Source organism: Leuconostoc inhae, from assembly GCF_019656015.1.
GTDB classification, from domain to species: domain Bacteria; phylum Bacillota; class Bacilli; order Lactobacillales; family Lactobacillaceae; genus Leuconostoc; species Leuconostoc inhae_A.
In genome coordinates this window covers 1-11,856 of the sequence record NZ_BPKW01000025.1, presented here as the reverse complement: position 1 = coordinate 11,856, position 11,856 = coordinate 1, and the positions used below count along the sequence as shown (strand labels likewise).

Genomic DNA, 11,856 nt, shown 5'->3' with positions numbered 1-11,856 from the left:
TATAAAAAACTCCTATACTTGATTATCTCGGATTATGCCCTAGAAATAAAGCGGTCCGGATTTTCAGTATACGAGCACTATTACTGACTTAAAATCTAAAGAAAAAATTGTATAGATTCAGATTATTACCTGTACCTTGCCTATTATATACAGGTTAGTGAAAGTTATTCAGGTATATTGCTGTATATTATTTAGCCATGACAATATGAGAACTGTTAAGATAAAGTATGAAAAAGATAGAATTTATTGTAAAAGATATGGAGATGGAAGGGTTTCAGAAAGTTACGTCAGTTGTAACCAGTACCCTATCTTCAAAATTTGAAGTTTCTATTTTATCTATGGCATAGACGGATTCTTTTTTTGAACTATCTGTACCATTAGAAACAATCAAGTTTACTGAACGAAAATTGCCTTGGGTATTTAGGAAAATACTTACTAAATTTAGGTATGAAGTTGTGTTAACAGATAAATTACATGGTATGATTTTTTTATACATCACAGGCACACCATGTATTGTTTTGGCTAATGATAATCATAAAATTGAAGAAACATACAAACATTGGTTGAATAATGCGAATTATATTCGTTTTATTGAAAAAACGACTGTTGAAAATATTTTAGATGCAATAAATGAATTGAAGCAAATCAATATATTGAGGCAATCAAGAGTGCAGAAATCAGAGAGTAATCTGTTGGAGAAAATAAATTATATGATGAAGATATCAGTTATTGTTCCTGTTTATAATAGTGAAAACACAATTGAAAAGTGTTTAATTTCATTGCAAAAGCAAACATATAAAAATTTAGAAATTATTTTAATAAATGATGGTTCAGTGGATACAACAGAAGATAAAATAGTAAGAATTATAGAGAATGATAAAAGATTTATTTATTTTAAAACTGCCAATCAAGGACAATCTGAAGCGAGGAGTTTTGGATTGAGTAAAGCAACTGGAGAGCTAATAGGATTCGTTGATTCAGATGATTTTATAGATTATGATATGTATGAAATGTTAGAAAAAAATATGAGAGATACAAAATCAGATATTTCAATTCTAAGAGCGATAATATTATTTCCAAATGGATTCGAAATAATACCTAGCTGTCAAAATACTTTTTTTATCAAAACAGGTAATGAAATGATATTTGAGTATATTGGTGGTTTTCATTTTGGGATTGCCCTATGGGATAAACTTTATAAAAGAAGTTTATTTGATGGATTAAAATTAGATACTTCTTTTAATTTAATGGAAGATGCTTTAATGGGTAACTATGTGTTTAATAAAGCGGAAAAAATTGTTTATACAGGAAAAGCAAAGTATCATTATTTGCAGAGAAAAAACAGTACAGCCAGAAAAAATTTGGAAGATAGTGATTTAAAGGCAATAGGTGTTGTCTTGGGTATGAAAGAGCTTTATGCTGATAGCATTGAGTTAGATAAAGCATTTCAACGCAGATTTGCACAAACAATACTGGAATTACTCAGCAAAAATCCCACAAAAGAACAACGAAAACAAATAGAGAGAGCTTTGTTTGAAACAATAGAATTAGATAAAATGGGTTATTTAAAAAAGGGTGATAAGTTGCTAATAAGATTGATCTATTATAAATTTCCGTCATCTCCCTTAATTCAAGCAAAAAAAATGATCGGACGAGCAGTAAGAAGACTTAAGAAGAGTATAGAACAATAAAGCAAATTGAGATGATGAATCTTAATTTTACAATCTACCATATTTATATATTGTGATGACATAAAAAGCGTCTTAACCTATATTCGATACAATAAACCAGGATGATTAGGCTACCTTTTAAAACTGACCAGTCTGTTCTCCACGTGATTTGGCATAATCTATTCAGACTTTAAATTGCATTTTTTTATAATCAGGAATCAGTGTTTATAGTCATTTTTAGTGGGGAAGTGTTGGCATGAAAGATTTATCGCAACAACCGATTATCTTTACTGGTAAACTTAACAGTTTGACACGACTACAAGCCCAACAATTGGCAGCGATGTTAGGGGCGTTTCCTCAAACTAACATGAATCAAAAAATAAAGTATGTGATTGCTGGTCAAATAGAGCAGTCCATGTTCGAAATATTAACCACCAAAAAAATTAAGTATGCTGAGACGCACAGCGTTGAAATTTTGAATGAAAGCGAATTTTTAAAGTGGTGTATTTGGCGCTTACAACAGAAAAATTCTTTTTAGTCACGTGTGATTTGGATTAAAAACAGCCTTTCGTTCTTTTTTTGAACAGAAAGGCTGTTTTTTTTACGTACTTTAGTAATTAATGGTTGCTGGTTAACGATTTGAGGCGCTTTTTAAGATTTTGTGTATCAATAGACTATGCAAAGTTATTATGCCTTAAAGCGGCTTTTAAAGGGATTGAAAGGGCTTTGATTCAAAAGATATCTCTGAAAATACTAATACTATGTTATTTGGATTAAAATTGTTTTGGTTTCACTAAATAGTCGACATCAGTCTGGGTTGCTCAGAAGTCCAAGCAGCCATTGGTTGGTATATCAATTTTTATAATCCCAATCGTATCTCAAATGTCGCCTAATTAACTGAACAAAAATAGTCCAATTTATTGACTTCTGAGCATACAACAATGTTACCAATTTTGGAACCCACCATGCCTACAATGTTTTTACCAATCTTTTTACGATCTTCTTTTGTTATTCGAGCATTGAGATTCTTCTGTAAGTACGGATAACTTCGATCTACTGATTTGGAAATGGAGATATTGGATCCTAATGTAGCAAAAAATGCAACAATTAAATAGATTGCATAATCATGCAAAACAAACAATACAAGGATTTGGACAATGGTTTGAATAATTAGAAACAAAAACTGATTGAGTGCACTAATGTACTCATGTTGATCGGCTATCAAAATAGAGCGTTTGTACGTGAAAAAATAACTAATGACAGAGTTAGCCAAGTAAAGCACAAAATAAATTTGGATGTGATCAATAGTAGCACTATTTTTAATGAAGGCCGGGAGAAAGGGAAGAAGAATTAACCCCGTCAATCCAATCACAATGCCGATAGCAATATAAGCTTTTCGAATAAAGTTCATCAATGCAGAGACTTCACGTTCATCACCATCGGCTAACGGTTTATAAATTGAGTAAACAATGGACGTTCCAATACCAAGTTCAGCGAATGCTAAGAAGCTTAAGATATTCGAAAAAAGGGCATTTAGACCCAAAAATTGTTTACCAAGCGTTTGAATAAAAATTGTTTGGTTTACGAATCTCAAAATTACTGTCACTAATTGTACTGATGCTAGGATACTTGAGTTGACTATCGCATTTCTTGCCCGTCCATTATTCATTCGGAACTCCTGTCTTATTTCAGTTCAATATCTGCTGGATCAGGATAAGCTTGACTCAGAAGCCTATTTAGTCGTTCAGTAACTGCAGCATAATTGTGAGTATCCGCATCGTTTAAACAAATCAAAGGGTGGATATGTTCTAACAATTCCCTCTCAATTTCATCAATATTGTTCAAAGTATAATATTGGCTAAACCCCGGTCGTCGCACCTCAAAACAGCCGATTTCAAGCTGATAATTACGGATGAGCAATATGCTAATATCTTGAGGTGTACGAAAATGATTTGCGCGAGTGGCTGCAAAATCTTCTGCCCAAATATTCTCCGCCTCTGAAAAAGTCGACTTCAGAAATCCTTGGGCATTATGCGGAAAGGAGTAGCTCGAAACCCAGTGATCTTTTGAAAAAAAACTGTGGTAAAAATTTTTGATGTTTCGGAGACCATAAGCACAATGAAATAGTCCCTTCTTAGAATGCCATTTTCTTTCCAGCCAGTTATTAATTGCTAAACTGTTGTTAAATAGAATACTATCATAGTCTGAAGAGGGCCTTAACTCCGTGTAGATTCTAAAGTCCCTCGGCAATCCATTTTTAAAAAAATCATCGGGCGTGGTTTTACTATTGATCAAGAAATCATCATTGAAAACAACAAATTGTTCTGCTAAATTTGGAATATTAATGGCACTCAACTCAATCGCATTCGAATTGAAGCAGGGCAGGTCCCTCCCCTGAATAATATCTTGATGGTCGATTATTCGAAATTTGCTCTGTTTTAGTGCCGATTTGTTTAGCCAATCTGGAGCCTGCGCATCAGTAATGATGTAAACACGATGAACCCAGTTTGCATACTTTTCAATTGATCGAATAAGATATTTGAGTGTTCCGTAATCACGAAATCTTTCTGCACCGTTACTAGAGGGTATCTCTTCAAGCCCAGTGGCAGACAAAGATTGCTTCTTTTTCTGCCACTGCAGGTCTTCAGAGTTGACCCAAGGAATCACAAAGTCAATTTTAGGCATAATCAATTATTTATCCTTATATTATTATTCGTAGGTAGCTCCTACATGCTCTGAGTATAAAATTTATACTTAGATGGATGATGCGCCGTGAATTAGTTTTTATTTTCCAACAGCACCTTTACCATCGGTGACTGGTTCAGAAAGGCTCTAATCACGGTTTTTTGTCGTATTGGTAATAAGTTTGATACGGCTTGGTTCTGCTTTGAATTTTGACTGTTTATTTCGCGTAAGGTTACATTGGCAATTAGCCCGTGTTTATCATGTCGCATCATCGATTACTTTATTCCCTAGGAGGATTCTTTTATGCTTTTCGTTGGTATTGATGTCGCTAAATCACATCATGATGTCGCTGTTCTTGACGACAATGGTCTGGTTGTCTTACGGCATCTCCGTATTCTTAATAGTCGTCAAGGTTTTGCAACACTGCACCAATCTTTGATTCAGTTATCAGCCGATACTAACGATGATATCCGCATCGCAATGGAATCCACTGGCCATTACCATTTGAATTTGCTCTTATTCCTGCAAGCCAATGCTTATCCCACTTTCGCTTATAATCCATTTTTGATTAAAGAATTTGCTAGAACATTGACTCTTCGTAAGACAAAAACGGATAAAGCTGATGCACTAACAATCGCTAAAAAGTTAGCTACTGATTTATCATCGGATCGTTTTAAGCCCAATTTCAACATGCAAGAACTCAAGTTTTTAACGCATCATCGCAATCGGTTAACTGATAGTCGTTCTAAGCTCAAGACGCAATACATTCGTCTACTCGATATCTTGTTCCCTGAACTAGCTGGTTTCATTGGCAAAACAAATTTACACTATCAGTATGTCTATGATTTGTTAACAAAATATCCTTCACCTGCTAAATTGAGTCGCGCTCATACTAATGCGCTTGTTAAGCTATTGCATAATCATGGCAATCGACTTGATATGGCTCAGCAACTTAAAGTTCTAGCCAAACAATCTATTGGGTTGTCCTCACCAGCTAACGCGTTAGAACTTGTTCAGACCATATCCGTGATTCGTTTATATGATGAACAAATCAATGCCATCGACCAAGAGATTGCACAAATAATGAACAGCTTAGACGAAGCAGCTATTGTCACTTCCATTACTGGTATTTCTAATCGTTTGGGTAGCGTTATTCTAGCCGAAATCAATCACATTAATAATTTTCAGTCACCTGATCAGCTATTAGCTTTTGCCGGCTTAGAACCTTCTGTTTATCAATCTGGCCAGATGAATGCCACGGGTAAAATAGTTAAACGTGGTTCGACATCATTGCGTTGGGCGTTGTGCCAAGCAGCTGAATATGCTTCTCATTGGTCGCCGACTTTACGTCAATACCGTCAAAAGAAACTTGACGAGGGCAAGCACTATTATGTTGTCATGACTCATGTCGCTAAAAAACTGGTGCGTATCATCTATTACCTGTTAAAACATCATCAATACTATGACGAATCTAAGCTCATATAACTCATAATTTCACCTCTTAATTAACAAACCATGGGAACGTTTTAAAATAGTAATGGTAGATTGCAAGAATTAACCGAACACTGCAAACTGCTGAAAAACCTTTCGTGGTGATTGCCAGTTGAGTGTTTTCATTGGTCTCGCATTGATCCAATGAAAACACTCAACTGGCAAACACCGTATCAGGTTATGCTGACAAATTTGTCCAAAAATTCGGATTAAATTTGCAATCTACCATATTAGCTTAACTGCCTGAATTATAGAATTCTTAAGCAGTCACTATTTATAAATATTTGAATTAACTTTTTTATTGAATAAAAACACTTATCTTACTAAGATAATTGTTTAGTCCAGTCTAAACCAAAAAGAAGCGCTCAATTATTTCTAAATATTTTTTTTAAAAATAAAACAATATATTTATACCCAGTAGTTTTCGAATAAAAAACACTAAAAAATACTACCATAAAAAAAATCATTATCAATGAATTCAAAAAAGCAATAAATAAATTAGATTGAAACATAAATTGATCTAAATACAAAATAGTCTTTGAAATCACAAAAACAACAAGTATCACAAATACGCTATTCAACGCATAATTAAAAATATAGAATCGCAAATACTTTTTTTTGAATCCAAATCCGAGTCGAAAGAGCAATAAAGGTTCCCACCAAGAATTCAGGAATAAGTTTGTCAAAATGGTTCCTAATAGAACCCCTCGAATCCCAAGATGAAAAACTAATAATAATGACAATGATAATACAAAATTTAAAATAGCCTCAATCACCGACTTCTTACCATTTGGAACAAATAATCCATAAGCACTAATAAAAGTGATTGAACTTTGTCGCAATTGATCAAAAAAATAATTGAGAACAACGATAACAACAACAGGTAACGACAAAACGTAACTCTTCCCAGCCCAAAATTTAATAAATGGATTGAGTGACACATAGAGACACCCCGCTGAAATAGAAACAATAAAAAAGTTAATCATAAAATGGGCTGAATATACTTGAAGAGCCTTTTTCTGATTATTCTCAACAATTAAATTACCCACACTAGCTGTCACCGAGCTAATCAGCTTTGACAGAATATTACTGATACTCATTACAATCAGCAAATAATTAGAATATATTCCAACTACTGTGATGCCCATAAAGGCCGAAAGTAACAAATTATCAGTTGAACGCACCACAATACTACCAATTTTAGAACCAACCATACCTGCAATGTTATTTCGCAAATGATGAATTTCGTTACGATTGACCTTCAAATTCTTATTTTTATTAAGATATGGATAAAGCCTGTCTACTTTACGTGATATTGTAAAATTTGATAATACTGTACAAATAATTGCAACCCATAAATAATATGCATATGAATGAAAAAGAAATAGAACAGTTACTTGTAATACAACTTGCACTGCAGTATATTTCAGCTGATTAAGCGCACTTATGTATTCTTTTTGATCAGCAATCAGAAGCGACCTTTTATACGTGAAAAAATAGCTAACAACTGAATTAGTCAAATACAACACAAAATAATAAGTTACGCTATTTAGTGAGCTATAATCTTTGATGAGCACAGGCAGAATTGGAATCATAACCATTCCTGCAACGGCTATTATAATGCCGATCGCGTCATATGCTTTTTTAAACAAATTCATTAACGCACTAACAGATTCCTCATCATTTTTGGCAAGTGGACCATATAGAGAAAAAACAATCGCACTTCCAACACCAAGTTCAGCAAATGAAAGCACACTCAGCACATTTGTAAAAAGCCCGTTCAAACCTAAAAATTCTTTGCCTAAATACTTGATAAAGATTGTCTGTGTAATAAATTTTACTAGAATTATAAATATTTGAACTAATGTCAAAATGGACGAATTAAGTATTGTACTCCTCGATCTACTAGCTTTCACAATTTACTCCCTTAATTATCAACAAAAGTGATTGGTATATTATCATTATTCTAACCAAGTAGCTGCAATATTTGGATTGAAGTCAATATTTGAGACAGATTTTAAGAGACATTCAGAACCGCGTTTACCTTCCACAGCTCAAATAAATCATTAATCGCGATTAATAACTTATTTGAACCCTGGAAAGCATTAAATCAGGCGGCCATTTGGCTCGTAAGTGTTGCAATTTCAACTTGTAAGGGGGTCTGGTAGCCCAGTGAACTATGAATTCTCTTCCTATTGTAGAAAGCATGCACATATTCAAAAAGGACGGCAGCGGCAGTTTCATAATCTTCAAAGACCGGCACTGGATAAACACATTCCTTTTTGAGGAAAGCGTGAAAGGATTCCATTGGCGCATTATCATACGGACAACCCTTACGGCTGTATGAGTGGCGGATATGTAGTTCAGTTAAACGTTGATTGTAATCATCGCTGGTATACTGTGATCCTAAATCCGTATGGATAATCAGGTCCCCGGTAATGGTTCGATTTTTAACCGCGCTTTCAAGGGTCTTTAAGACTAAATCAGTATCCATCTTTTTTGAGAACGAATAGCCGATAATCCGTCGTGAGTGCAGGTCCATGATGGTTGATAAGTAACACCAGCCATTACGCTTCGTTTGAATATAGGTCATATCAGCGGTCCATTTTTGATTTAAGCCAGTGGTCGAGAAATCCTGCTTAAGCAAGTTGGGACGCTGTTCAACCTTGGTTTTGGAAGCCGAAGCCGCTTTCCACTTATTGACGGTAACGGAGTGGATATCCAGTTCCTTCATGAGCCGGGAAATCCGTCGTGGACTGCACCGAAGCTGCAGTGGTTGAAGTTCCAGATTCAATTCATGGTGGATCTTCATAACACCGTATCGCTGCTTAAATTCCGCAAAGATCCGCAGAATCCGTTGTTTCAAGTCCGCATCTTCGGCCCGGCGTTTTGAAGGTTTGGGGGATCGATAACGATAATACTGAGCTCTGGAAACACCGAGGATTCGGCACATCTTGGTTACCTGGTGGTGATGGCTTTCTTGGTGAATGTAATCAAAGATATTGGTTACTTCTGCGCAAGGAAGCCCAGGGCTTTTTTTAGGATTTCGTTCTCCTCAGACAGCGAAGCCAGTCGCTTTTCCATCGCTTTGATTTCGTCTGGCGATTTACCGGATTGAGTTTTGGCCTGGCCCTGGATCCACTTATGAACTGTTGAATAGCCAATGCCATATTCTCTGGCCAGTTGGGCAGCTGATTCGCCTTACTTATATAGGTTGATAATGTTTTGTTTGGATTCTTTGTCGTAACGAGTTGGCATGTAAAAATTCCTTCATTTTGAGAGACGATTTATTCATTATACCCTCTCTTAAAAGTTGTCTCGGGAATCAGCTTACATCCAATGTCCAAAGGTTTGTCGTGCTTTCACACTTTCAGGTCTCGTTTCAATCGAACGACCATGCACAAATACTTGTCGTCTACCATCAGATTGACGCTTTTGACGGATAACTTTGTCAGGTAAATCAGCCGATGATAGTTTGAGTCGACCAGCATTGGACCAATTATAAATCGTTTTGAAAGGTAACCCTAAAACATGCGCAGCGGTTTCTGGTGACCACTTCAATATACCAATGTGGTGATTCAAAAAGACAGCGATAGCTGGTGTTAGCGTGTCATGACGACCACGTAGATGACGTTTTTTCAATGCCAACGCATGAGCAATCTCAGCTTTATAGGGTGTAATTTGATGAATTGCAATCGAAACGGTTGAAGGAGAGCGTTTAATAAAGCGCGCAATGGCACGAATCGAATAATTCAATTCCAGCAAAGTTTGAATGACAGTACGTTCTTGAGATGATAAACTAGTCATGAGTCGCAGTTCCTTTATGGTTGTTTTGGACAATTACCATTAAAGACGCTGCGGCTTTTTTATTCAAGTGTTCGGTTTAATTTTACAATCTACCATTTACACAAGATATTTTACGCTCTCTATATGTCGTATATGTGATCCCGTTTAACGACACATACGGGCATAAAAGTTTACATTTTTTGCCCGGTCACCGCCGATACCTGGAAGGTACGCATTTACGAATGCAAATTACCGTGGCAACGATAGAACCGTTTGGATAAATCTTGCAACTCTTATAGTTTATCATAAATGCCATTAAATCTTACAATCTACCATAAGAGCATTTCTGTTTGAACTAATTTTTGTTCCATTCTTTTTTGTATCTGTGTTCTGTTTATTATATATACCAATTAAAGTTAACATAACATGTCTTACCCAAAGTAGCCGTTATATCAACCGTTCTCACTCGTTGTGAAATCAGCCTTGTGAATTTTGATCCCCCTGCCCTTTTCCGACAGTTCACAAAGTCAATTTTACGATTTTTTCACAATCTATACCAATCTATACTGTGTTATTTTTGAAACGATTTCTTTCTTGTGCTGATAGTTGAGTGTTGACATAATTATCTATTAAAAATTGGATTGCTTCATAATTATATTCAACTTTTAAGTAGCGTTTTAGTTCCTCTAATTCTTTTTTTGTTTGTGGAGAAACTTTTAAAGTTTTTCTTTGGTTTGGTGAAGGTATATATTTATCAGTTTCAATAATTTCTGCACTTTGTGTTGGTTGATTAATTTCAACTTTTGGTTCTTTTTCAGGTTCTACAAAGGATTGTTTTGGTGTGAAATTGCCACGTTTTCTAAGCGTTTCTAAGTTACTCATGTTTGGCGTCCTCCAGTGTGTTAATCTTTTCTATAAATTCATTTGTTGCTATTTCGTATGTTTGCATGACTTTTCTGTCGAATCTGTCTTTATCAGTGATACCCGTGATGTCAAATCGCTTAATTCTTTCCATGTGTGGAATGACTGATTTGAAGACTAGATCGTCACCAAAGCTTTCTTTAGCCATGTTGAGCATAGCATTATCAACGGTGCCTTTTTTATTTTGTAATACTGGAAGTATTCCAACAACGTCAATATTAAGATTGAATTTATCTTTATAAATAAGTAAATCATTGATGTAGTTTTCTGCTCCTGTTAATGATCTCTCCTGCGTTTGAAAAGAAATTAAGGTATAGTCAGAAGCTACGGTAGCGTTTGCTGTTACTTCTCTACTCATAGGTGGAATGTCAAGAATGATGAGATCATAATTTGGTCGTAGTTCGTCTAGTAGTGGTTTTAATATAGAAACTTCTTCTGTTTCATTATTAGCATGTTTGTATACATATTTTGGAAAGTCTCCAAAATCAGGATATGAAGGAAGTAGATCATAATTTGGCATTATGTTAACAGGCAAATCAACTAATGATCCATTGGCAACTCCAGACATAATCGTTTTGTTTATGGTCATAATATTGTCTTTTTCAAGAGCAGATTTTGTCAGTAAAAGGGCTTTAGTAGCATTGGTTTGTGGATCTAGATCGACTACTAATACTTTTATACCCTGTTTAGCAAGAGTATATCCTATTAGTGTACTGTTTGATGTTTTACCTGCTCCACCTTTATAGTTTCCAACGGTAATAATTAATCCTTTATTGTTGTTTTTCTTAATTAATTTTTCCATGATATACCTTGTCCCCTTTTTATTCATGTTAACAATTATTTAAATAGTTGTCAATGGGTACAAAGAGAAAAAGAGAAAAGGGTAAAAGGGGACAAAGAGAAAAAGAGAAAAAGAGAAAAAGAGAAATCCTTTTATATGAACGATAAGTGTTGATAAAAAGGGACATGTCTAAAAAGGGACATGTCTAAAAAGAGAAAAAGGTATTAAGAGAAAAAGAGAAAAAGGGAAAAGGGGACATGAATTAAAAAAGGTTGACATCATGCTTTGTATGATTTATATTTATGGCATAGGTTTTTAAATTGAATAAAAGAAAAGCCACCAAGAACGCCAATTCTTGATAGCCACGTAAATCTTATTTGTTTTGGTTAACGTAACTATATTATACAACATAACCTTTGTGTTGTAAATGTGGGTGATTTCAAATAGAGTGAAGCCAAACACTTTAAGGGGTATGGTTGATATGACAGGTAGGGGGTAGTTGTGTTTCTTGCAACTCGGTAG

Annotated in this window: 9 protein-coding genes and 1 pseudogene; 3 read left to right on the top strand and 7 right to left on the bottom strand. The window is 35.0% G+C overall.

Annotation, left to right across the window (positions count from 1 at the left end):
* Nucleotides 1-455: 455 nt before the first annotated feature.
* Together K5Q14_RS09500 and K5Q14_RS09495 are read left to right on the top strand one after the other, a co-directional pair.
* Nucleotides 456-1,691, top strand: a complete 1,236-nt coding sequence (locus tag K5Q14_RS09500) for a glycosyltransferase family 2 protein (protein ID WP_220735470.1) — start codon at nt 456-458, stop codon at nt 1,689-1,691.
* Nucleotides 1,692-1,926: 235 nt separating this feature from the next.
* The gene (locus tag K5Q14_RS09495) at nt 1,927-2,208 is read left to right on the top strand and encodes a BRCT domain-containing protein (RefSeq protein ID WP_013102150.1); all 282 of its coding nucleotides are present in this window, start codon (nt 1,927-1,929) and stop codon (nt 2,206-2,208) included.
* Between the two features lie 351 nt (nt 2,209-2,559).
* On the opposite strand, the gene K5Q14_RS09490 is transcribed toward K5Q14_RS09495, so the two are convergent.
* Entirely contained in the window at nt 2,560-3,339 is a 780-nt protein-coding gene (locus tag K5Q14_RS09490) for an MATE family efflux transporter (RefSeq protein ID WP_220735469.1), read from the bottom strand.
* A gap of 14 nt (nt 3,340-3,353) precedes the next feature.
* Complete coding sequence (locus K5Q14_RS09485; RefSeq protein WP_220735468.1) at nt 3,354-4,355, bottom strand: stealth family protein; 1,002 nt, start codon at nt 4,353-4,355, stop codon at nt 3,354-3,356.
* Between the two features lie 303 nt (nt 4,356-4,658).
* Here K5Q14_RS09485 and K5Q14_RS09480 point away from each other — a divergent pair, with 303 nt between their 5' ends.
* On the top strand, nt 4,659-5,840 hold the full coding sequence (locus K5Q14_RS09480) for an IS110 family RNA-guided transposase (RefSeq protein ID WP_220735467.1): 1,182 nt from the start codon (nt 4,659-4,661) through the stop codon (nt 5,838-5,840).
* 371 nt (nt 5,841-6,211) lie between these two features.
* Here the strand turns inward: K5Q14_RS09480 and K5Q14_RS09475 are convergent, their stop codons facing one another.
* The 5 genes and pseudogenes from K5Q14_RS09475 to K5Q14_RS09455 form a co-directional block, all read right to left on the bottom strand.
* On the bottom strand, nt 6,212-7,762 hold the full coding sequence (locus tag K5Q14_RS09475; RefSeq protein WP_220735466.1) for a lipopolysaccharide biosynthesis protein: 1,551 nt from the start codon (nt 7,760-7,762) through the stop codon (nt 6,212-6,214).
* Between the two features lie 194 nt (nt 7,763-7,956).
* Nucleotides 7,957-8,835 carry an IS3 family transposase gene (locus K5Q14_RS09470; protein ID WP_281419689.1) on the bottom strand — a complete coding sequence of 293 codons (879 nt, stop codon included), beginning with the start codon at nt 8,833-8,835 and terminating at the stop codon, nt 7,957-7,959.
* A 347-nt stretch (nt 8,836-9,182) separates the two neighbouring features.
* Nucleotides 9,183-9,653 (bottom strand): annotated as a pseudogene (locus tag K5Q14_RS09465) (IS30 family transposase); the annotation flags it as partial.
* A 540-nt stretch (nt 9,654-10,193) separates the two neighbouring features.
* Nucleotides 10,194-10,514 (bottom strand): hypothetical protein, encoded by a 321-nt coding sequence (locus K5Q14_RS09460; protein WP_220735465.1) that lies wholly within the window; start codon nt 10,512-10,514, stop codon nt 10,194-10,196.
* Nucleotides 10,507-11,355, bottom strand: coding sequence for a ParA family protein (locus tag K5Q14_RS09455; protein ID WP_010015794.1), 849 nt, complete (start codon nt 11,353-11,355; stop codon nt 10,507-10,509). The genes K5Q14_RS09460 and K5Q14_RS09455 overlap by 8 nt, the downstream gene beginning before the upstream one ends.
* Nucleotides 11,356-11,856: the final 501 nt, after the last annotated feature.

Bases quoted from the DNA above. Each gene is read 5' to 3' on its own strand.
- K5Q14_RS09495 (WP_013102150.1), top strand. From the start codon at position 1,927: ATGAAAGATTTATCGCAACAACCGATTATCTTTACTGGTAAACTTAAC.
- K5Q14_RS09490 (WP_220735469.1), bottom strand. From the start codon at position 3,339: ATGAATAATGGACGGGCAAGAAATGCGATAGTCAACTCAAGTATCCTA.
- K5Q14_RS09485 (WP_220735468.1), bottom strand. From the start codon at position 4,355: ATGCCTAAAATTGACTTTGTGATTCCTTGGGTCAACTCTGAAGACCTG.
- K5Q14_RS09480 (WP_220735467.1), top strand. From the start codon at position 4,659: ATGCTTTTCGTTGGTATTGATGTCGCTAAATCACATCATGATGTCGCT.
- K5Q14_RS09460 (WP_220735465.1), bottom strand. From the start codon at position 10,514: ATGAGTAACTTAGAAACGCTTAGAAAACGTGGCAATTTCACACCAAAA.
- K5Q14_RS09455 (WP_010015794.1), bottom strand. From the start codon at position 11,355: ATGGAAAAATTAATTAAGAAAAACAACAATAAAGGATTAATTATTACC.